The 21,851-nt window shown below is 64.8% G+C and carries 20 protein-coding genes; 9 read left to right on the top strand and 11 right to left on the bottom strand.

Features of this window, described 5'->3' with window-relative positions:
* The 9 genes from RBB42_RS06545 to RBB42_RS06505 form a co-directional block, all read right to left on the bottom strand.
* Positions 1–371, bottom strand: a 371-nt coding sequence (locus RBB42_RS06545; protein ID WP_306043621.1) for an SDR family NAD(P)-dependent oxidoreductase, incomplete at its 3' end; no start/stop codon positions are given.
* Positions 372–420: 49 nt separating this feature from the next.
* On the bottom strand, positions 421–1,569 hold the full coding sequence (locus RBB42_RS06540; RefSeq protein ID WP_305968927.1) for a M24 family metallopeptidase: 1,149 nt from the start codon (positions 1,567–1,569) through the stop codon (positions 421–423).
* Complete coding sequence (locus RBB42_RS06535) at positions 1,545–2,555, bottom strand: ABC transporter ATP-binding protein (RefSeq protein WP_305968928.1); 1,011 nt, start codon at positions 2,553–2,555, stop codon at positions 1,545–1,547. Before RBB42_RS06535 ends, RBB42_RS06540 begins: the two co-directional genes overlap by 25 nt.
* The gene (locus RBB42_RS06530; protein ID WP_305968929.1) at positions 2,552–3,529 is read right to left on the bottom strand and encodes an ABC transporter ATP-binding protein; all 978 of its coding nucleotides are present in this window, start codon (positions 3,527–3,529) and stop codon (positions 2,552–2,554) included. The genes RBB42_RS06535 and RBB42_RS06530 overlap by 4 nt, the downstream gene beginning before the upstream one ends.
* 2 nt (positions 3,530–3,531) lie before the next feature.
* Positions 3,532–4,422: an ABC transporter permease gene (locus RBB42_RS06525; protein ID WP_305968930.1), complete on the bottom strand. Its 891-nt coding sequence runs from the start codon at positions 4,420–4,422 to the stop codon at positions 3,532–3,534.
* Positions 4,419–5,396 (bottom strand): ABC transporter permease, encoded by a 978-nt coding sequence (locus tag RBB42_RS06520; protein ID WP_305968931.1) that lies wholly within the window; start codon positions 5,394–5,396, stop codon positions 4,419–4,421. Before RBB42_RS06520 ends, RBB42_RS06525 begins: the two co-directional genes overlap by 4 nt.
* A gap of 21 nt (positions 5,397–5,417) precedes the next feature.
* Positions 5,418–7,025: an ABC transporter substrate-binding protein gene (locus RBB42_RS06515; protein WP_305968932.1), complete on the bottom strand. Its 1,608-nt coding sequence runs from the start codon at positions 7,023–7,025 to the stop codon at positions 5,418–5,420.
* Between the two features lie 138 nt (positions 7,026–7,163).
* The gene (locus RBB42_RS06510; protein ID WP_305968933.1) at positions 7,164–8,603 is read right to left on the bottom strand and encodes an NAD-dependent succinate-semialdehyde dehydrogenase; all 1,440 of its coding nucleotides are present in this window, start codon (positions 8,601–8,603) and stop codon (positions 7,164–7,166) included.
* Positions 8,604–8,693: 90 nt separating this feature from the next.
* Complete coding sequence (locus tag RBB42_RS06505) at positions 8,694–9,812, bottom strand: NAD(P)/FAD-dependent oxidoreductase (RefSeq protein WP_305968934.1); 1,119 nt, start codon at positions 9,810–9,812, stop codon at positions 8,694–8,696.
* Between the two features lie 97 nt (positions 9,813–9,909).
* Between RBB42_RS06505 and RBB42_RS06500 the strand changes: the two genes are divergently transcribed.
* The 5 genes from RBB42_RS06500 to RBB42_RS06480 all read left to right on the top strand — a co-directional run bounded on the left by RBB42_RS06500 (position 9,910) and on the right by RBB42_RS06480 (position 14,883).
* Positions 9,910–10,740, top strand: a complete 831-nt coding sequence (locus tag RBB42_RS06500) for a sugar phosphate isomerase/epimerase family protein (RefSeq protein WP_306043620.1) — start codon at positions 9,910–9,912, stop codon at positions 10,738–10,740.
* A 16-nt stretch (positions 10,741–10,756) separates the two neighbouring features.
* A complete protein-coding gene (locus RBB42_RS06495) occupies positions 10,757–11,695 on the top strand; it encodes a dihydrodipicolinate synthase family protein (RefSeq protein WP_305968936.1) in 939 nt (312 codons plus the stop codon).
* Positions 11,692–12,795 (top strand): NADH:flavin oxidoreductase/NADH oxidase, encoded by a 1,104-nt coding sequence (locus RBB42_RS06490; RefSeq protein ID WP_305968937.1) that lies wholly within the window; start codon positions 11,692–11,694, stop codon positions 12,793–12,795. The genes RBB42_RS06495 and RBB42_RS06490 overlap by 4 nt, the downstream gene beginning before the upstream one ends.
* Before the next feature lie 69 nt (positions 12,796–12,864).
* Positions 12,865–13,551, top strand: coding sequence for a glutathione S-transferase family protein (locus tag RBB42_RS06485; RefSeq protein ID WP_305968938.1), 687 nt, complete (start codon positions 12,865–12,867; stop codon positions 13,549–13,551).
* An 87-nt stretch (positions 13,552–13,638) separates the two neighbouring features.
* A complete protein-coding gene (locus RBB42_RS06480; RefSeq protein ID WP_305968939.1) occupies positions 13,639–14,883 on the top strand; it encodes a sensor histidine kinase in 1,245 nt (414 codons plus the stop codon).
* 26 nt (positions 14,884–14,909) lie between these two features.
* On the opposite strand, the gene RBB42_RS06475 is transcribed toward RBB42_RS06480, so the two are convergent.
* A complete protein-coding gene (locus RBB42_RS06475) occupies positions 14,910–15,671 on the bottom strand; it encodes an SDR family NAD(P)-dependent oxidoreductase (RefSeq protein ID WP_305968940.1) in 762 nt (253 codons plus the stop codon).
* Positions 15,672–15,755: 84 nt separating this feature from the next.
* Here RBB42_RS06475 and RBB42_RS06470 point away from each other — a divergent pair, with 84 nt between their 5' ends.
* The 3 genes from RBB42_RS06470 to RBB42_RS06460 are packed head-to-tail and all read left to right on the top strand — an operon-like array spanning position 15,756 to position 19,440.
* Positions 15,756–16,691 carry a 3-hydroxyacyl-CoA dehydrogenase NAD-binding domain-containing protein gene (locus tag RBB42_RS06470; protein WP_305968941.1) on the top strand — a complete coding sequence of 312 codons (936 nt, stop codon included), beginning with the start codon at positions 15,756–15,758 and terminating at the stop codon, positions 16,689–16,691.
* Positions 16,688–18,325, top strand: coding sequence for an FAD-dependent oxidoreductase (locus RBB42_RS06465; RefSeq protein WP_305968942.1), 1,638 nt, complete (start codon positions 16,688–16,690; stop codon positions 18,323–18,325). Before RBB42_RS06470 ends, RBB42_RS06465 begins: the two co-directional genes overlap by 4 nt.
* Positions 18,322–19,440 (top strand): NAD(P)/FAD-dependent oxidoreductase, encoded by a 1,119-nt coding sequence (locus RBB42_RS06460; protein WP_305968943.1) that lies wholly within the window; start codon positions 18,322–18,324, stop codon positions 19,438–19,440. The genes RBB42_RS06465 and RBB42_RS06460 overlap by 4 nt, the downstream gene beginning before the upstream one ends.
* On the opposite strand, the gene RBB42_RS06455 is transcribed toward RBB42_RS06460, so the two are convergent.
* Positions 19,437–20,288: an IclR family transcriptional regulator domain-containing protein gene (locus RBB42_RS06455; RefSeq protein ID WP_305968944.1), complete on the bottom strand. Its 852-nt coding sequence runs from the start codon at positions 20,286–20,288 to the stop codon at positions 19,437–19,439. The genes RBB42_RS06460 and RBB42_RS06455 overlap by 4 nt on opposite strands.
* A gap of 169 nt (positions 20,289–20,457) precedes the next feature.
* Here RBB42_RS06455 and RBB42_RS06450 point away from each other — a divergent pair, with 169 nt between their 5' ends.
* The gene (locus RBB42_RS06450) at positions 20,458–21,795 is read left to right on the top strand and encodes an ABC transporter substrate-binding protein (RefSeq protein ID WP_305968945.1); all 1,338 of its coding nucleotides are present in this window, start codon (positions 20,458–20,460) and stop codon (positions 21,793–21,795) included.
* The last annotated feature ends 56 nt before the right edge of the window (positions 21,796–21,851 follow it).

The following is a 21,851-nucleotide window of genomic DNA, read 5'->3' as shown; positions in this document are numbered from 1 at the left end:
GCCAGCCACGGCGCGGCGCACTTCAGGCTCAACGCCACGCCACGCACGTTCAGCGCAAAGACCCGGTCCCATTCACCCAGATCCAGCACCGAGATCCGCCGCCACGGCGGCACCATCCCGGCATTGGCGATCAGGATGTCGAGGGCCCCCAGATCGGTCAGCGCGGCGCTCAACAGGGCCTCGGCATCGGGGGCGGTCAGATCCATCGCGATGGCGCGCCACCCCGCAGGCAGGGCCGCGTCCTGCAAAACTTCCGGCAGATCCAACACGCAAACCTGTGCCCCCGCTTGCGCCAGCATCCCGGCAATGGCCCGCCCCAGCCCGCGCGCGCCGCCGGTCACAAGAGCGGTTTTTCCCGACAGATCGATCATGGCATCCCCCCGTAGCATGGCGCCCCCGTGAACCGGGGGCGCAACAACGTCATTCGATGACGATCAGCTCTTGAAAGCCGCTGGTCAGCGCCTCACCGCCGCCCGGACGGGCAACGATACAATCCTCGACCCGGGCGCTGAAATCACCATCGCGGAAAATCGACGGCTCGATGGTAAAGATCATGCCCTCGCGCACCAGCGTTTCGTCGCCCTTGGTCAGGAAGGGCGGTTCGTGCACGTCCCAGCCGATGCCGTGGCCCAGGCGGTGACGGAAGTCCTTGCCATAGCCGGCATCCTCCAGCACGTCGCGCGCGGCCTTGTCGACCTGCTCGCAGGTCACGTCACCCGCCTTCAGCGCCGCGATCCCCGCCGCCTGGCTTTCCATGACCAGCTTGTGCACCTTGCGCTGTTCCTCGGTCGGCGCGCCAAAGGCCACGGTCCGGCCAAAGTCATAGCACATGCCGTCCAGCACCGCGCCAAAGTCAAAGTTGACAGAAACCGGCTTGTCCAGCTTGCGCGGCCATGTCTTCAGCTTGTCGCCAAAGATCAGCGGGTGATCCGGGCCGGAGTTGTACAGCGAGGTGGTGAAGGACGGGCCCAAAGAGCCATGCGCCTTCATCTGGTAGTCGATCTCGGCGCTGATCTCCAATTCGGTCATGCCGAATTTCAGGTTCTTGACCGTCGCGGCAAAGGCCTTTTCCGTGATCTCGCCCGCGCGGCGCAAGAGGTCGATTTCGTCCTGATCCTTGATCACGCGAATGGGGCGCAGCAGGGCCGTGCCATTGGCAAAAGTCACGCCGGGGATCAGCGATTGCAGGTGGATCAGCGTGTCGGCCTCGCCGTCCTCGGACACGGCCACGGTTGCGCCCGCACCCACACCAAGGTCCGCAAGAATGCCGCGCGCCATTTCCACCGGGTCATCCCAGTCGCCCAGAACACGCAGGTCGACGCCGGTGATCCCGCCCGCGCTGCCAAACTCGGCGGTCATGCGCGGCAGGGTCAGGATCGGCTCCTTGCCCGGCGCGATCCACATGCCCTCGATCCAATGACCGGGGTGCAGGTTGCGGCCATAGTTGGGAATATCGCGGTGAATTCCCGTCAAGTAATCCAGATCGGTCCCGATCGGGAAAAAGATCAGGTCTGCTTGTCCGTCGATGCTGTTGCGGAACCGGGTCATCCGGTCTGAGTAGCTGGCCACTGGGGCTCTCCTTCTTTGGTCAATTCTTCGGCGTGGTGGCAGGCGGCCTGCCGGCCATCGCCCATGTCTCTCAGGTCGGGCCGTTCGGCCCGGCACAGGTCGGTCGCCAGCGGGCAGCGCGGATGAAAGGCGCAGCCCGAAGGCGGGTTCAACGGTGAGGGAATGTCGCCCTTGATCGGGGCATAGACCGTGCGGCGGCGGTCCAGCCGCGGCACCCCTTCGATCAGCGCGCGGGTATAGGGATGCGCAGGCGCGTCAAAGATACGGTCGACGCTGCCCATCTCGACGACGCGGCCCAGGTACATGACCAGCACCCGGTCCGAGATATGTTCGACGATCCCCAGATCATGGCTGATGAACAGGTAGGTCAGGTCAAACTCATCCCGCAGGTCCATGAAAAGATTGACGATCTGCGCCTGAATGGACACGTCCAGCGCGCTGACCGCCTCGTCGCAGACAAGGATTTCAGGCTGCACCGCCAAGGCCCGCGCGATCCCCACGCGCTGCCGCTGACCGCCGGAAAAGGCGTGCGGAAAGCGGTCGGCATAGCTGGGGTCGATGCCGCAGCGTTCCATCAGTTCGGCGACATAGCTCTCGGCCTCGGCGGGTGAGGTCAGGCGATGCACGCGCGGAGCCTCTCCGATCAGGGTTTTCACCCGCTTGCGCGGGTTGAGCGAGGAGAACGGATCCTGAAAGATCATCTGCATGGGCAGGGCCTTGCCGCCCGGATCGGGGCGGTCGATGGTGCCGGAGGTGGGGTCCAATAGCCCCGCCACCATGCGGCCCAACGTGGACTTGCCACAGCCGGATTCTCCAACAACGCCAAGCACTTCGCCCTTCTTGAGATCAAAGCTCACATCCTCGACGGCACGCACCACCGCGGGCGGCGGCGCAAGACCGACCCGGCGCAGCCCCCGTGTGACGAAATCTCCTTCGGAGCCAAAGCGGCGGCCAAGGTTGCGGACGGAAAGGACGGTCTCGCTCATGCCTCGGCCCCCTTGATCAACGGATGGACGCAGCGCACCGCGCGGGTGCTGTTGACAGGTGTCAACGCGGGCATCGTCGCGCAGGCCTCGGTCGCGCGGGGACAGCGGGGCGCAAAGGCACAACCCGGTGGCAGATCGGTCAGCAAGGGCATCCGCCCGGGGATCTGCTGCAACCGCCCACCGCGCTGGCCCGGCACGGGGACGGAGGCGATCAGCCCCTGCGTATAGGGATGCGCGGGCGCGTCGAGGATGTCATCGACCGGCCCTTCTTCGACGATGCGGCCCGCGTACATGACCGCCACGCGATCTGCCAACCCGGCCACCACGGCCAGGTCATGGCTGATCCAGATCAGCGCCGTTCCCCGATCCCGGCACAGCCGCTGCACCAGCGCAAGGATCTGTCCCTGGATGGTCACGTCCAGCGCGGTGGTGGGTTCGTCCGCGATGATCAGGTCGGGCTGATGCAACAGCGCGATGGCAATCGCCACCCGCTGCCGCATTCCGCCGGACAACTGGTGCGGATAGGCGCTCAGCCGATCCTCGGGCGCGGGAATGCCCACCTCGTCCAGCGCGGCGATGGCGCGGCGGCGTACCTCTGCCTTGTCCAGTTTCTCATGCGCCAGCAGGGCGTCGCGGATCTGGGTGCCGATGCGCAGAACCGGGTTCAGCGTCATCATCGGATCCTGAGATATCATCGCGATCTTGCGCCCTCGCAGGCCGCGCATCTCGGGTTCGGACAAGGCCAGGATGTTTTGCCCGTGCAGTCGCACCTCGCCCTCTGTCACGCGGCCCGGCGGGCTGATCAGACGGTTGATGGAAAACCCGGTCAGCGATTTGCCAGACCCGCTTTCGCCCACAAGGCCAAGGATTTCACCGCGTTGCACGGTCAGGGACAGATCGCGCAGGGCATGGATGGTGGCGGCGGGGGTGACAAAGCTGGTTTGCAGCCCGCGAAGTTCCAGAACGGCGGTCATGATCACAGCCTCGGGTTCAGCACGTCGCGCAGCCGGTCGCCCAGCAGGTTGACGCTGATGATGATGGCCAGCAGGACCAGCCCCGGAAGGACCGAGATCCAGTAGCGGCCGGATTGCAGGTAGTCGAAGCCATTGGCGATCAGCAGCCCCAGAGAGGGCCGTGTCGGCGGCAGGCCAAGGCCCAGGAAGGACAGCGTCGCCTCCAGCGAGATCGCCATGGCCATCTGCATCGTCGCCACGACCAGCATGGTTGGCAGGCAGTTGGGTAGGATGTGACCCAAGAGGATGCGCATACCGCCAAGGCGCAGGCCCCGTGCCGCCTCGACGTAATCGCGCGCGCCTTCGACCAGCGCGACCCCGCGCACGGTGCGGGCGAAATAGGCCCATTGCACAACCACCAGCGCAAAGATGATCTTGTCCACGCCGCGGCCCAGGATCACCAGCAGGATCAGCGCGACAAGGATCGTCGGAAAGCTCAGCTGCAAATCGACGATACGCATCAGCACGGTATCGACCCAACCGCGCCGATAGGCAGCAATCAACCCGACCAGCGCGCCAATGGCCAGCGCCAGCAGACCGGAGGCCAGCCCGACGACCAGCGAAATCCGGATGCCGTAGAGCATGGCCGACAGCATGTCGCGCCCCTGCCCGTCCGTACCCAGCCAATAGGTCATGCCGGTAAAGCTTTCCGAACCCGGCGGCATCAGGCTGTCGAGGATGTCGACCTGTCGCAGGTCATAGGGGTTCTGCGGCGCGATCCAGGGCGCGCCAAAGCCCGCGATGCAGAAACCGACAAAGACGATCAGGGCGATCACCGCGCCGGGGTTCGACAGGAACCGGCGGGTCAGGTCGCGGGCCGATCCGGCGGCGGGGGCGGTGGTCACGGCGCTCATGCCCGACCTCCGCCCAGACGAATGCGCGGGTCCAGCAGCGAATAGAGAATGTCGACCAACAGGTTCAGCGTCACGAACATGAAGACGACGCAGATCAGGTAGGCCACGATCAACGGTCGGTCGAGCACGGCAATCGCGTCGATCAGCATCTTGCCCACACCGGGCCAGGAAAAGATCGACTCGATCACCACGGCAAAGGCGATGACCCCGCCAAACTCCATCCCCAGCACGGTGACGATGGGGATCAGGATGTTCTTCAGCGCGTGCACGCCCAGAACGCGGCGTTCGGTCACGCCATTGGCGCGGGCGAACTTGATGTAATCGGTGAACATGACCTCGCGCATCCCTGCGCGGGCCAGCCGGATCACCATCGCCATCATGATCAGCGACAGGGTAAAGGCCGGCATCGCCAGATGGTGCAGCCCGTCCAGCGTCAGCAGGCTCGTTTCCACGAACCCCAAATCGACGGTATCGCCCCGCCCGACAGAGGGCATCCAGCCCAGTTGCACGGAAAAGGTCAGGATCATGATGATGCCGATCCAGAAGACCGGTAGCGAGAAGGCCACCATGGAAAAGCTCATGATAAGTTTGGCGCCGATGCCTTCGGGCCGTAGCCCGGCGTAGACGCCCATCGGCAGGCCAATGACCAGCGCAAGAACCAGGGCCGCAAAGGCCAGTTCCAGCGTGGCGGGCAGCCGTTCAAAGATCAGGTGCAGGGCGGGCACTCCGTGAGTGAAACTTTTGCCCATGTCGCCCTGCAGCATGTTGCCGACGAAGGTCAGGTATTGCCGCCAAATCGGCTGATCCAGACCCAGGTCCTTGATGATCGCGGTCAGGCAGGCCTGATCGCATTCGGACGAGGCGAAGATGTAGACCGGGTTCCCGATCACGTTGACGCCGAAAAACACCAGCAGCGTCATGACGGTCAGCACGAGCAATGCCTGTAGCACGCGCCGGGTGATATATTCGGCCATTCTCTTCGCCTCGCCTGTTGGTCAGTCGACCCGGTGGATTTCGGTCGCCAGCGTGCGCTCGTTGGTGCGCGGCTCATGGCTCAGACCGGACCGCATCGCCCAGCTGTTCACCTGGAAGTGCAGCGGGATGTAGGCGTAATCCTCCATGCCGATGCGGATCGCCTCTTGCAGGAGGGCAAGACGCTTTTCCGGGTCCACGGTACGCTTGGCCAGAACCGAACGCGCGTCGATTTCCGGGTTGGAATAGCGGCCAAAGTTGCCGTTCCCGCCGCCCGTCGCCGCGTTGTAGGTTTCCAGCGTGCCAGAGACCGTATAGGTCGCCTCGCCCGCCACGGTGCCCCAGCCGGTCAGCGACATGGAGAATTCCGGCACGTCGAAGCCGGGCATCGACAATTCATCGCCGCGGATCAGACGCGAAAAGAAGATGTTGCGCGGCATGGCGTCGACCTCTGTCGTGACACCGACGCGGGTCCACATCTGTGCCACCGCTTCGAGGATGCGGGCGTCATTGATGTAGCGGTCGTTCGGGCCGTGCAGGGTGATGCGGAAGCCGTCGCCATAGCCTGCCTCTTCCAGCAGGGCCTGTGCGGCGGCGGGGTCATAGGGGTCTGCTTCCAACCCGTCGACATAGCCAAAGAAGCCCGGCGGCACGATGTTCTTGGCCGGCAGGGACGCGCCGCCCATGATCCGGTCGCGGATGGCCTCGCGATTGATCGACAGGCTCAGCGCCTTTCGCACGCGCCAGTCGCGCAGCGGGTTCGGCACCATGACATTGCCGTCGTTGTCGGTGATGAAAGGCTCGACATGCTTGTAGCCCGGCATGAGGTAGATCAGCCGGTCCGACGGGATAGTCGAGACGGTGAAATCCGGGTTGTCGCGCAGTTGCGGCAGGTCGACCGTGGGCGGATAGTCGATGATGTCCACGTCACCGTTCAGCAATGCCGCAAGGCGCGAAGCGTCCTGCGTGACAGGGCGAAAGACGACCTTGTCCCATTCCACGTCACCACCCCACCAGTCGGGGTTCTTGACCACGGTGACGCTGTCGCCGGGGGTGAAGGTGTCATATTTGAACGGGCCGGTGCCGATGGTGGCCTTGCCGCTGTTGAAATCCACCGATTCCGTTGCGCCCTTGGCCGCGTGTTCGGCCACGATCGGCAGCATGGCCAGGTCCTCGGCCACAGTCGGATAGGGGCCGTCCGTGGTGATGTGGATGGTCAGATCGTCGACCTTGGTCCACTGCTTGCCACCCTTGTCCAGCTGGAAGGCCGGCGAGGCGGGTGCGCCCGAAATCCCTGCCTTGAGCCGGTCGAAGGTAAAGATGACGTCATCGGCGGTGAAATCCTCGCCGTCGTGCCATTTGACACCTTCGCGCAGCTTGAATTCCCAGGTGGTGTCGTCCAGCGGCTGCCAGGACACGGCCAGTCCGGGGATCGGCTGCGAGGCGGAATCCAGCGCCACCAGCTTTTCAAAGATATGTTCATGCACCTGTACGTCGGCGGACAGCTGGGTCCAGTGCGGGTCCAGTGAACTGGACTCGGACCGGACGCCGATGGTCAGGACCTCCTCGGCCACGACGGGCGCAGCCGTCATCAGTACGGCGCACAATGCGCCGGTTATCCAGTGTTTCATGGATCGTCTCCTTGTTGGATGGCAGCGCCCCGGACGGGGCGCCTTGGGGGCGCAACGGTTAAATCCGTTAACTGCTGTAAAAGTTTTTTAACGGACCAAGTTGATTCGGTCCAGAAATTTCACAGGGCGAACGAAAGTTCACATTCCGCCGATGCAGGTGTAGCGCGTCTCCAGGTAGTCATCGAGCCCCTGCCAGCCGCCTTCCTTGCCCATGCCGGATTCCTTCAGCCCGCCAAAGGGAATTTCCGGTGCGACGATCAGGACCTCGTTGATGCCGATCAGCCCGTATTCCAGACCGTCCTGCAGCCGGAAGGCCCGACCAAGGTCGCGGGTGTAGGCATAGGCGGCCAAGCCATAGACCGTGTCATTGGCCATCCGGATCGCGTCTTCTTCGGTTTCAAACCGATAGACCGGGGCGACGGGGCCAAAGATCTCTTCCTGCGTGACGCGCATCTCGGGCGTTGCACCCGCGATCACGGTGGGCGCATAGAACAGCCCGCCGCGTTCATGCGCACCGCCCCCGGCCAGCACGCGGCCGCCCTTGTCGACCGCGTCCTGCACCAGTTCGGAAATCTTCTCCAGCGCCGGGGCATCGACCATCGGCCCCTGTTCGGCGCCGTCTTCGAGACCGGGCGCGACTTTCAGCGCCTTGGCCCGTTCGGCGAGCCGTTCGACAAAGGCATCATAGATGCCCGCCTGAACGTAAACCCGGTTGGAACAGATGCAGGTCTGACCCGCGTTGCGGAACTTGGCGATCATGGCGCCGTCGACCGCGCGATCCAGATCCGCGTCATCAAAGACGATGAAGGGCGCGTTGCCGCCCAATTCCATGCTGACCTTCTTGACCGTCCCGGCCGCCCCGCGCAGCAGTTCCTTGCCGATCTCGGTCGAGCCGGTAAAGGTCACCTTGCGGACCTTGGGGTTGTCCATGATCTCGCCGCCGATGGCGCGGGCCGATCCTGTCAGGATGTTGACCACCCCGGGCGGAAAGCCCGCCCGTTCCGCCAGCACACCCCAGGCGAGGCCACTATAAGGTGTCGCCGTGGCCGGTTTCACCACAACCGGGCAACCGGCGGCCAGAGCCGGGCCCAATTTACGCGCCAGCATCGACGACGGGAAGTTCCACGGCGTGATCGCCGCCACCACGCCGACCGGATGCTTGGTCGTCATCAGGCGGCGGTTCGGCCAGGGCGAGGGAATGACCTCTCCCCGTGCGCGGCGGATTTCCTCGGCGAACCATTGCACATAGGCGGCCGACGACAGGACCTCGGCCTTGGCCTCGGCCAGCGGTTTGCCCTGTTCCAGCGTCAGGATGCGGGCCAGTTCATCGGCATGGGCGGTGATCTCCGTCGCAAGAGCGCGCAGCAGGGCCGCGCGTTCGGTCACCGTCTTTGCGGCAAAGGCGGGAAAGGCAGCATGGGCGGCCTCGATCGCGCGGCGTGTTTCGGCGGCACCGGATTTCGGCACCTGGCCAATCACATTCCCATTGGCGGGGTCCGTTACGTCAATCGTGGCCCCGTCATCGGCACCAACCCATTCCCCGCCAATCAGGTTGGCCTGCCGCATCAAATCCGACATTTGCATCTTCCTTCGCGATATATCGTACTTTTGTTCGTATAGCGCACGGTCCGCAAATCTTGCAACAGAAGTTCGACAGGCGAACCGGGGTCAGATGGAAAATGGCGCCAGATCGACCTCTGGCACCTGCCCCAACGCCAGCGCGGCGATGGCCTTGGACACCACCGGCCCGGCGGTGAAGCCCATCCATGGAAACAGGTTGAGGAAAAAGCCCGGGACTTGCGGCACCTCGCCCAGAACCGGCCGCCAGTCCGGGGTGCCGTTTACCATCGCGGCCCAGCTGCGCACGATCTGCACATCGGCCAGCCCCGGAACCAGACGCTGCGCCAGCGCAAGGTTGCGCAGGGTCGACCGATGATCGACCACCGGCCCGCCCCGCATCCGCGCGGGCCAGCCGCCGCCGATCAGGAAACCGCCCTCTGCCGCCTGTTTCAGCGTCAGCTTTTCCGAGGTGAAATAAAGCAGCCAGGGCAGCAGCGGCGGGCGCTTTTCCGTGACGCTGACCTGGATGGCATGGGCCTCTATCGGAACGGTGACACCAACCATTCGGGCCACCTCGGCCGCCTGCGCGCCAGCGGCGTTGACCACCCGCGCCGCGCGGATGTTTTGCCCGCCCGCCGTGATGAGAAACCCGCCCGAATCGCGTTCGACCGCCGTCACAGGCGCATTTCGCAGCAATTCGGCCCCGGTTTCGCGGGCGCGTTTCAGGAACAGCGGCGCCACCTTGAACGGATCGGCCTTGCCCTCGATCGGGCAAAAGGCCCCGCCTGGAAAGCCGCCGGTCAGAAATGGCGCGCACTCGGCAAGTTCATCGGCGCCCCACAGGTCAATCCGCAGGCCCTGCACCTGTTCGATGGCCGATTTCTCGCGCAGCATCTGCATATCATGGTCCGACCCGGCCACCATCAGCCCGCCTTTGGCGACAAAGCCAAGATCACCGCCCAGTTCGACCTCCAACCCCGCCCAGAGGCGGATCGATTCGATGAACAGCGGCAGCACCTCGGAGTAGCGCCGCGCCCAATCGGCCCCAAGATGGCGGAATGGATCAAAGGGGATCTGCGCGTGGATCGACCCCGCGTTGGACCCCGAAGCGCCAAGATTCACGTCCCGGCGTTCGATGACGATCACGCGCGCGCCCATCTGCGCCGCATAAAAAGCAGTCGCCGTGCCTGCCAGCCCCCCACCGATGATCGCAAGATCGTAGCGCATGGACAAAATCCCCGTTGAACCGCCTTCTTTGTTCGATATACTAACTTTTGTCCGCATAATGAACATAGAGAATTCACCGACACGGAGGTTTCCTCAAATGGCTCTCGAAGTCGCCGCCAGCACCTTCCCCCATCTCTACTCGAACACCGGCCTTGAATCCCTGCGCCACCTGCAGGGGCTGGGCTACAAGAAGTTCGAGCTGATGATCTTTCCGCCGCATTGCTGGCCGGCGGACCTGAGCAAGGACCAGATTGCCGAATACAAGGCCTGGCTGGACGGCGAGGGCACGCAGATCACCTCGTTCTGCTATCCGCTGATCGACAACAACCCGAACGCCCCCGACCGGCTCATGCGGGAGTACACGATCGACCGTTACAAGGAGGCCATCGACCTCTCGGCAGAGCTGAACTGCCCCTACGTGGTCATGATCCCCGGCATCTATGGCGGTCTGATCGACCCGCCGAAACCCTGGCTGGACGACTGGTTCGTGGACAGCGCGAAGAAGGTCGTCGAACATGCCAAGGGCGCCGGTGTCCGCATCCTGCTGGAAAACGTGCCCTTCACCCATCGCCCCAGCGCGCAGGACATGAAAGACCTCTGTGACCGGATCGGTAACGTTGGCGTGAACTTCGACGTCTGCAACTCTGTCTACATCAAGGAAGACGCCGCCGAGGCGATCCGCATGCTGGGCGACCTGGTCGAGAACGTGCACATCTCGGACACGCCCGCCGATGTGTTCAAGCATGAGTGCCTTGGCACCGGAATCGTCCATCCCGGCCCGACCATGCAGGCGCTCAAGGACATCGGATACGACAAGATGACCGTGCTGGAGATCATCGCGGATGCGAACGATCCCGCCAACGACCCCGACAGCGACTATCGCAAATCCCACGCCATCCTTGCCGAACACGGCTGGGCGGCGCTGTAATTTCCGGAGAACGACCATGAAAGAGTTTCGCGGAAGCTATTCCGTAAACGTCACCCCCTTCACCGAGGACGGGGGTGACATCGACCTTGCGGCCAACCGCCGGTTCATCGACTGGCAGATCGCGCAGGGCGTGCCGGGGATCATCATCCTTGGCACATCGGGCGAGTTCCTGACCGTCACCGACGACGAGCGCCGCCGTTATATCGAGGACACGCTTGCCCATGTGAACGGCCGGATCGACGTGCTGGTCGGCGCGGCGAATGCCCACTCCCCCACAGCCGCCCGCTACGCGCGTGAGGCGCAAGAGGCCGGCGCGCAGGGGTTGATGATCATCCCGCCCTATTACTATACGCCCACCGAAGACGAGATCATGGGCTATTACGACACGATCACAGCGACCTGTGATCTGCCGATCATGCTGTACAACAACCCGGTCACGTCGAACGTGGACATGTCGGCCAAGCTGGTCGGGCGTCTGACCCGCGAATTCGACACGGTGCGTTACATCAAAGAGGCGTCGATGGACGTCGCCCGCGTTTATGACATTATCGAGGAAACCGAAGGTGTCATGAACGTCTTTGCCGGAGAACGCATCGTTGAAAGCTTCCTCTTGGGCGCGGTCGGCTATGTGAACCCCTTTGGCAACTACATCCCGCGCGCCTCGACCCGGATCTGGGATTTCCTAACCGCGGGCCGGATCGAGGACGCCAAGCGCATCCAGCGCCATATCACCGTGATCGAACATGTCATCGCCGAGGGTCATCCCACCTACGGGCACCAGTGTTACTCCAAGGCGCTGGCCGCCAAGGCCGGTTATCCCGTGGGCGACGTGCGCCCGCCGCTGACCACCTTTGCCTCGCTGGGGGCAGAGGATCTGGCCAAGGCCGAACGGCTCAAGGGCATCATGGATGAGCTTGACCGCCTCATGGATGAGCTGGAAAGCAAGGCCGCATGACGGAGATTCCGCTTTTCACCCCGTTCAAACTGCGCGGCGTCACCTTTCCGAACCGGATCATGCTGGCCCCCATGTGCCAGTATCAGGCAATCGACGGCGTCCCGAACGATTGGCACCGCGCCCACCACGGGCGCTATGCCACCTCGGGCGTCGGCTCTGTGGTGGTAGAGGCGACGGGCATCAGCCCCGGCGGCCGTATCAGCCCCGGCTGCACCGGCCTCTATAATGATGAACAGGTCGCGGCCTGGCGCCAGATCACCGATCTCTACCGCGCGCAGGGCATCCCGGTCTTTGTCCAGATCAACCACGCGGGGGCCAAATCCTCGACCATGCGTCCCTGGGACGGCATGGGGCCGCTGGACCCCGGCAGCGCCGAACCGCCGTGGCAGACCTATGCCCCCTCTGCCGTGCCCGCGCGCGAGGAGTGGCACACGCCCAAGGCACTGGAGGTCGAAGAAATCGCCGCCATCGTGCAGGATTTCGCCCGCGCCGCCGAACGCGCGATCGAGGCCGGCTTTGACGGCGTCGAGATCCACGGCGCGCATGGCTACCTGTTGCATGAGTTCATGTCGCCCTTTTCCAACCGCCGCACCGACGATTACGGCGGACCGGTCGAAAACCGGATGCGCTTTGCCGTCGAGGTGGCGCGTGCCGTGCGCGCCGTTCTGCCCGATGACATGCCCTTGCTCTACCGCGCCTCTTGCGTGGACGGCGAAGGGGGCGGGCTGACGCTGGACGATACCGTGGCGCTGTCGCACGCGCTGAAGGCCGAGGGCGTGGACATGATCGACGCCTCGGGCGGCGGCATTCCCGCCGGGATGCGACTGGCGCAGCAGAAACCCGAACCGGGGTTCCAGGTGCCCTTTGCGGACTGCATCAAGGCAGACACCGGGTTGGCCACCGTCGCCGTCGGCATGATCACCGAGGCCGAAATGGCCAATGACATCGTCGCCACCGGCAAGGCCGACCTCGTGGCGCTGGCACGCGGGATGCTGCGCGATCCAGCCTGGCCCTACCACGCCGCGCAGGCGCTGGGGCATCCGGAACCGGCCTCGATCCTGCCAAAGCTCTATGCCTTCTACTTGAAACTGGCGTCCTGATCGCCTGATACACAGCGCGGCGTCCCCTCACCGGGGCGCCGTCTTCTTTCGCAATCCGCAGGAGCCGACATGATCCGGTTTTTCTACAACATGGCGCCGAACCCGATGAAGGTGGCGCTGTTCCTCGAAGAGTCCGGGCTGGACTACGAACCCGTCCCCATCGACACCCGCAAGGCCGAGCAGCACAGCGACACCTTCAAGGCGCTCAACCCGAACGCCAAGCTGCCGGTGCTGACCGATGGCGAAACCGTGGTTTTCGACAGCAACGCCATCCTTCTGTACCTCGGCGAAAAGACCGGCCAGTTCATGGGCACGCCGGATCAGCGCGGCCAGCTTTTGTCTTGGATGATGTTCGTGGCCTCCGGTGTCGGCCCCTTCTCGGGACAGGCGGTCCACTTCCGCAACTTCGCGCCGGAAAAGCCGCCCTATGCCGTGAAACGCTATGACTTCGAGGCGCGCCGCCACTGGCAGATCGTCGATGACCGGCTGGCGCAGGGCGAATGGATGATGGGCGAGCACTATTCCATCGTCGACATGGCGGTCTGGGGTTGGGGCTCTCGCCTGACCTACATGCTGGGCGATGACAACATCATGCAGAAATATCCCAATCTCGACCGGCTGATGAAGACCATCGATGCCCGCCCTGCCGCCGCGCGGGCCCAGGCGCTGAAGGATCACCACCAGTTCAAGGCCGAATTCGACGAGGTCGCCATGCGCAGCCTCTATCCACAGATCTTTGCCCCCGATCCCGTATAGCGGTGCAGGCCCGACCGATCTGCCTTGCCCCTGTCAAATCCCGCGTGATATTTCGATGCTGGCAGGGCGCAAGGGATCGGACCAACCATGACTGAAGACTGCAGTGACGGCGTAACCCTGCAGGACCATGCCGCCTATTTGGCCCAGGTCCATGATTTCCAGTCGGACATCGAGATCCTTGCCAACAACGATCTGGTGGGGACCATCCTGGAAACCGTCATGATGGCCACCGGCATGCGATTTGCGGCCGTCGCGCGCGTGACGACGGATCGCTGGGTCGCCTGCCGCACCGTGGATGAGACCCAGTTCGGGTTGCAGTCCGGAGACGAGATCGACATCAGGTCGACCTTCTGCCAATCCGTGCGCGACACGGCCCAGAAGGTGCTGTTCAACGATTCCGCGACTGACGAAGTCTACGCGAACCACCCCATTGCGCTGAAGTTCGGCATTGCCAGCTATGCCTCGCTCCCGATCTACCGCAGCGATGGCAGTTTTTTCGGCACGCTCTGCGCCATCGACCGGGAACCACGCGACATAAAGCATCCCCGCGCCGTGAAGATGCTGGAGATGTTTGCCGATATCATCGGGCAAAGCCTCGAAACCGTCGAGCGGCTGGAAGCACAGGAACACAATCTGGAGCATGAGCGCCAGATGGCGCAGATCCAGGAAGAGTTCGTTGCCGTCCTAGGTCATGACCTCCGCAATCCGGTGGCCGCCTTCGGCGCGGGTTTGCGACAGCTTGAACGCGAAGCCCAGTCAGAGCGCGCGCAGGTCGTCATCCCGCTGATGAAGGCATCGCTGCACCGGATGAATGAGCTGATCGACAACATCATGCTGCACGCCCGGTCCCGGCTTGGACGCGGCATCCATATCTCGCCCGTGTCCGACGCGCCCCTGGCCGAGGCGCTGGCCCATGTGGTCGATGAAGTCCGCGTCACGGCCCCGGATCGGGACATCGTGCTGGACCTTGCGCTGGACAGACCCGTCCGATGCGACCCGGACCGGGTCGCGCAGGCCGTGTCCAACCTGTTGTCAAACGCGGTCCGGCATGGCGCCGAGGGGCATCCGATCGAGGTTCGCGGCAGAACCGATGGCGATCACGTCATCATCGCGGTCGCCAACAGCGGCGCCCCGATACCCGGAGATCTGCACGAGGACCTGTTCAAACCCTTCCGGCGCGGTTCGAATGCCGAAGGCAAAAGCCTTGGGCTGGGCCTGGGCCTCTATATCGCCTCTTCCATTGCGGAGGCGCATGATGGCAGCATCGGCGTGTCTTGCCGCGACGGGACCACGGCCTTCGAGATCCGCTTGCCGCTCACCTCCGGCGCCTGACCTGCCGGCCACGCGCCAAGCGCGGATTAGCGGATATAGCTTGCCCCGTTCACGTCCAGCGTCGCCCCGGAAAGGTGGCGGCACCGCCCCGACAGGCAAAAGGCCGTCAGCGCCGCGATGTCCGACGGCGGTACGAACTCTCCCATTGTCAGGCGGTTTTCGACCACCTGCCGCCCGCCCTGGCTCTCGGCGAAATCGCGGCTCATCTTGGTGTCCACCACGCCCGGCGCGATGATGTAGGTGCGGATGCCGTCGCGCGCATAGCCCGTGGCAACGGTCTGGAGCGCAGCCTTGAACGCGGCCTTGGACGCGGCATAGCCGATCGTCTGCGGGTTGGTGACCCCCTTCTGCGCCGCCCAGCTGGAGATGCCCACGATCTCTCCGCCGCCCCTTTCGCGGAAATGTCTGACGGCGGCGCGCAACAGCGCAGAGGCAGAAAACACGTTGACCTGAAAGGTCTCGGCCCAGACCCGGTCCCATTCGTCCTCGGGGTCGTCGATACCGCCGGCGAAATGCATCACGGCGGCATTGTTCACGATCCCGTCCAGCCCCCCGGTCAGCGCGACCGCCTCGGCGAACATCGCCTCGGCCCCGCCCTTTGTCGCAAGGTCGCCCTGCAACAGGATGGCGCGATCTGCGGGCACGCCCTGCAACGCCGCCTCTGCCCCGGCCCGGTCGCGCCCGTAATGCGCCACGACCCGCGCGCCCTGCGCCGCAACCTCGCGGGCGATTTCCTGTCCGATGCCTTTCGACGCGCCGGTCACCATTATCGTCTTGCCGTCCAACATCGGCCCTCTCCTTCATGGCGCCCTTGACGCCTTTGCCATTTTCGCACAAATGTTCACATAACGAACAACGAGGAGTCGGGCAACATGAATGACGCGCAATCGGTCCTCATCCTGGGCGCCGGCCCCATCGGATGCGGCTTTGCCGCCGCCTTTCTCAGCGCGGGTTTTGCGGTCACCCTCTGTGACCCCTCCGAAGAGGCGCGCAGCAATGCGCCCGACCTGATCGCGCGGCATGGCGCCGCGATGGACCTGGCCGGTCTGCCCACCCCTGCGGGGAATGCGCAAATCATCACCACCCTGCCCGACCACGTCACCGCCCCGCTGGTGATCGAGGCCGGGCCGGAACGGCTGGAGCTGAAACAGGCGCTGTTCCAGGATCTTCTGGCCCGCAGCGACACCGCGATCCTCGCCACCGCCTCTTCGGCGCTGATGATTTCGCAAATCCTCCCCGATCCCGCCCACCAAGCCCGCTGTCTCGTGGCGCATCCCGCCAACCCGCCCAGCCTGCTGCGCGTGCTGGAACTGGTGCCCGCGCCCGGCACAACGACCGACACGATGGACCAGGCCGACGCCCTGTTCCGGCAAGGCGGCTTTGATCCCGCACGCCTGGGCCACGAGGTCCCCGCCTTTGTCTTCAACCGGTTGCAAAGCGCCCTCCTGCGCGAAGCCTACCGGCTGGTCGACGAAGGCGTGATCGGCGTTGCCGCGCTGGATGCGCTGGTGCGCGACGGACTGGGCCCCCGCTGGGCGCTGTCGGGTCCGTTCGAGACCGCCGATCTGAACACCGCAGGCGGCATTCGCGGCCATGCCGAACGGCTTGGCCCCGCCTATGCCGCCATCGGCCGCGACCGTGGCGAACATGCGCCCGATTGGCCGCCAGAACTGGTCGACCGGGTCGAGGCCGAACGGCGCGCGGCCCTGCCAGAGGAGGCCCTGCCCGCCCGCCGCGCATGGCGCGAACAGGCGCTGGCGCGTCTGCTGGACGCCCGCCGTGAAATCCTTGAAAGTGCCGGCAAATGACGCTTCGCTTCACCTTTGACGGCCAGGAAATCACCTGCCCCGACACCTCGTCCCTGGCCGCCGCGCTGACCGCCGCCGGGCACCGTGCCTTTCGCGACACCGAGCAAGGCGCGCAGCGCGGCATCTTTTGCGGCATGGGTGTCTGCCAGGACTGCCTTGTCACCGTCGACGGGCGCCCGAACCAACGCGCCTGCATGACCCCGGCGCGCGACGGCATGACGGTCGAAACCCAAACCGCGCGACCCTCGCTGACGCCCCCTGCCCCGCGCGACCTGACCCCGCACCGCATGAGGCCCACGGTACTGGTGATCGGCGGTGGCGCAGGCGGCCTGTCCGCCGCCATCGCCGCGCGAGAGTCCGGCGCCGAGGTGGTGCTGCTGGACGAACGCAAGGTGCCCGGCGGGCAGTATTACAAGCAGGCCGCGCAGGGCGATCCGCTGGACGATCAGCAGGCAGAGGGCCGCGCGTTGGTGCAGGCCGCACGCGATGCGGGCGTCACGATCCTTCCTCAGACAGAAGTCTGGGGCGCTTTCGACGGGCCAGAGATCATGGCCACCGCGCCCGACGCCGTCTATGCCATCGCGCCGAAGAAACTCATCGTCGCCACGGGCGCCTACGAACGGCCCACCATGATCCCCGGCTGGACCCTGCCCGGCGTGATGACCGTGGGCGCGGCGCAAACGCTCTGGCGCAGCTACCGGACGCTTCCGGGCAAGCGTGTCGCGCTGTTCGGCAACGGCCCCCTTGTGACGCAGGTCGCGCTGGAACTGGCTGACGGCGGGGTCGATGTCGCCCTGCTGGCCGAAGCCGCGCCGCACCCGCTGCGTCGTCCGCTGGCCGGGGCCGACATGCTGCGCCGTGACCGGGCGCTGGCGGTCAAGGGGTTGCGGATGCTGGCCCGGCTGCGGTCTCACAAGGTGCGCCCGACCCATGACGCCCTGCCCCGCGCCATTCGCCAGACAGACGACGGGCTGGAGGTCACCTATACCGTGGGCGGCCAGACCCGCACCGTCACCGCCGATGCGGTCTGCCTGAACTACGGCTTTCAACCCTCGAACGAGGTGCTGCGCCTTTTGGGCTGCGACATGTCCTACGACGCGGGTTTCGACCACCTCCGCGTGACCCGTGCGGAAACCTGCGAAACCTCCGTCCCGAACGTCTATGCCATCGGCGATTGCTGCGGTCTTGGCGGCGCCCCCGCTGCCGTGACCGAAGGCCGTATCGCAGGCCGCGCCGCCACCGGCAGCGCCCCACTGCCCGAGGATCAGGAGGAACTGGCCCGCCATCGCGCCTTTCAGGACGCGCTCTGGCGGGTCTATTCCGCCGACCTGCCGCTGCCCGAAGATGCCCCGCCGGACACCCACATCTGCCGTTGCGAAGAGGTGACCAAGGCACAACTGGACGCCGCACTGGCCGATGATCCCACCGACATCGGCGCGCTGAAACGTGCCACCCGCGTCGGCATGGGCCGCTGCCAGGGCCGCTATTGCGCGCCCGCCGTCGCCGGGATCATGGCCCGCCGCCAATGCCGCCCGCTGGAGGATCTGTCCTACTTCGCGCCCCGTGTGCCGATCAAACCCGTGGACATTGCCGCCATCACCGCCGCCGAAGCGCTGCTGGACCCCGAGGAATGACGGATCTGCTGATCATCGGTGGCGGCATCACCGGGCAGGTGGCCGCCCTGACCGCCGCCGAGGCCGGCGCGCGTGTGACCATCGTCGACTCGCAGCGCAACGCCGGCTCCCATGCCAACGCAGGCAGCCTGCACGTCCAGATGCAAAGCCGCTTTCTGCGGCTGAACCCGCATCTGGCCGAAAACCTCGAAAGCTCGCTGCCGCTGTACCTGTCTGCCGTGACAGAGTGGGAGGCGCTGGACGCCCGGCTTGGCGGGGTCGAACTGACCCGCGAGGGCGGGTTGATGCTGGCCGAGAATGACGCGCAACTGGCCTTTCTGCACGAAAAGGCCGAGCGCGAGCGGCGCAAGGGGCTGGACGTCGAGATCCTGAACCGCGACCCACTGCACGCCATTGCGCCCTGGCTGTCCTCCCGGATCGTCGGGGCAGAGCTCTGCCGCAACGAAGGCAAGCTGAACCCGCTGGTTGCCAATCGCAAGATGCGCGCCACGCTGGACGCGCTTGGCGTGCGCCACGTCCACGACCGCATCACCAGGGTAGAGGACGGCCCCCGCCCCGTCGCCCACGGCGCCACCGACTACCGCGCCGATACCATCCTGATCGCTGCCGCATGGGGGGCCGAGGCGCTGACCGCCCCTCTGGGCCTGTCGCTGCGCACCCCGCCCGAACCACTGCACATGAACATCACCGAGGCCGGGGAGTACCAAATCCACCATCTTGTCCAGCACGCCGAACGACCGATCACGCTCAAACAGTTTCGATCCGGGCAAGTGGTGATCGGCGGCGGCTGGGACGCGAACCTTGCCAGCGACGCGCGCCACGCGCCCACCATCCGCAAGACCAGCCTCTTGGGCAATGTCGCGCTGGCGGCGCAGATTGCGCCGGGCATCGGCGGGCTGCGCGTGCTGCGCACCTGGGCGGGCTACAACACGCCGGTCGATGGCAAGGCCACCATCGGCCCCGCCCATCCGCAAAACCGCGTGTTCCTCGCCCTGCCGGGGGACGCGGGCTATACGCTGGGGCCGGTGACAGGCCGGACCGCCGCGGCGCTGGCGATGGGGCTTGAGCCGCCGATCGACCCCGCGCCTTATGCCCCGGCGCGTTGGCGCGCTTAATGCGCCAGTGACTGCTGGATGTCGTCCGCCGTGGCCTGAAGCTTGGGCAGGTAGGTTTCGATCATCGTCTCGGGCGTGGCCCGGATCGACGGCACGGCGATGTTGATCGACCCGGCGAGGATACCGGACCGGTATTTCAGTGGAATGGCGATGGACAGCAGCCCCTCTTCCAGTTCCTGATCGACCAGCGCCCAGCCCTGCTTGCGCACCTGTTCAAGGATGTTGCGCAGCTCGGTCTTGTTGGTCACGCTGTGTCGCGTGCGGGGGACAAGACGCGCATTGGCGATGATCCCGTCCCAGTTTTCCTCCGGCTGCGCGGCCAGCAGGACCCGCCCGTTCGCGGTGTAGAAGGCCGACTGGCGGCTGCCCACGGTGATGCCGACGCTGATGATGTTATGCGCCTGCACACCGGCCACATAGACCACGTCCAGCCCGTCGAGGATCGCCGCCGTGCAGCTTTCGCCGGTCTGTTCCGACAGCCGCTCCATGAAAGGACGGGCGCGGTCCCAGATACCGATCTTGGACAGCACGGAAAAGCCGAGGTCCAGCACCTTGGGCGTCAGGTCGAACAGCTTGCCATCGGTGATGACATAGCCCTCCTTGACCAGCGTCAGCAGGAACCTTCGCGCCGTCGCCCGGCTCATTCCGGTTTCGGCGGCCACCTCTGACAGGGTCATCTTGCGCGATGTGCGGCTGAAACTGGACAGGATTTCCAACCCGCGCGACAGCGAGCTGACAAAATCGCGGCTGGACAGCTTTTCCTGCTCTTCTCCTCCGTCAGGAGTCACGGTGCCAAGCCGGGTTTCGCTTTTGGCCTGAACGGGTTTGGTCTTTACGGGCTTCGCCATCTGACGTCTCACTTATTGTGCGCAATACGAACTATCACCGCAAAACTCGAAGCGAAACCCACCTTGAACCGGGGGGCCGAGTCAAAAAACACTTGCGATTCGAGTTTCGCAGCGGCAATGATACGAACATATGTTCGATATGCGAACATTGCCAACAGTGGAGTGTCAAATGACCACCAACAAACGGATGAACGCGGGCCTGCCGCGTCGCACAGTTCTGACCGGGATGGCCGCGGCTGGCGCTGCCGCTCTGATGCCGCGCCGCATCCAGGCGCAAGAGCAGATCACCCTGCGCTGGTGGTCCCCGCAATCCTCGCCGGAACAGCTTGCCGCCTACAAGACGCAGATCGCGAATTTCGAAGCGCTGCACCAGAATGTCAAAGTCGTGTTCGAGAAAACCTCGGACGAAGGCTATGCCCCTCAACTTGCTGCCGCTTTTGCAAGCGGCGACGTCCCCAACATCGTCACGCACCTGCCCAGCTTCGCGGTCTCCAACTACTGGCGCAACGGCCTTTTGGAGCCGTTCAACGACGTGATCGAAATGATCGGGCCGGAAAAATTCTATGACGGTGTGAACCGCATCTACGAGATCGACAAGGGCCAATATGCCGGCACCTCGATCGGCAACTCTGCCGCCAACGTGATCTGGCTGCGCAAGGACCTGATGGAAAGGGCCGGCATCGACAAGAACCCGCGTACGTGGGACGAACTTCTGTCCGCCTGTGCGGCCATGCAGGGCGGCGGAATCTACGGCGCCCCCCTGCCCTATGGCCGCAACTCGATGACGACGCTGATCTTCATCGGCGTGATCCATCAGGCCGGCGGCATGGTCTTCAGCCCCGACCTGGAGGTCGCCATCGACAGCCAGGAAACCCGCGACGCGCTGGAATTCTACAAGGCGATGCGCCAGTACTGCCCGCCGGGTGCCACCAACTACAGCTGGGGTGACAGCCTGACGGCCTTCGTCTCGGGGGCCTGCGCCACCGGCATCTACACCGGGCGCGTCCTGATCAACGTCAACAACCAGAACCCGGGCATCGCGGATCACGTCACCTGCGACACCTACCCGACAAAATCCGCCGATATCGCGCCCTGGACCTTCAACGACTTCCCCTCGGTCTTCATCCCCAAGGCGGCGGGCAACATGGAGGCGACCAAGCAGTTCGCCGCCTTCCTGTATGATCCCGAAGGCTACATTCAGCAGTTGCACGCGGCTCCGGGCCACGTTCTTCCGGTGCTCTCGACCATCGCCGAGATGCCCGAATACCAGAACAACCCGATCATCGAGAAATACTCGGCAGAGGTCGACAAGATGGCGGCCGCCGCGGCCAACGGCTTCAACCTTGGCTGGGAAAGCACCGCGCACAAGCCCAACGTCAAGGCCGGTGAAATCGTCAACTCCGGCGTCATCGCCGAGATGGTGCAGCGCGTCGTGCTGAACGATGAAAACGTCGATACGGTTCTTGGCGAAACCGCCAAGCGCATCGAAGAGATCATGGCGGGCTGATCCCTCCCCAACTCGCCATACTCCGGCCCGGCGGCTTTCACCCTGTGCCGCCGGGC

This window comes from Mameliella sp. MMSF_3455, from assembly GCF_030733205.1.
Classification (GTDB): domain Bacteria; phylum Pseudomonadota; class Alphaproteobacteria; order Rhodobacterales; family Rhodobacteraceae; genus Antarctobacter.
The sequence above is the reverse complement of the archived record's forward strand: the minus strand, read 5'-3'. Positions and strand labels throughout refer to the sequence as shown.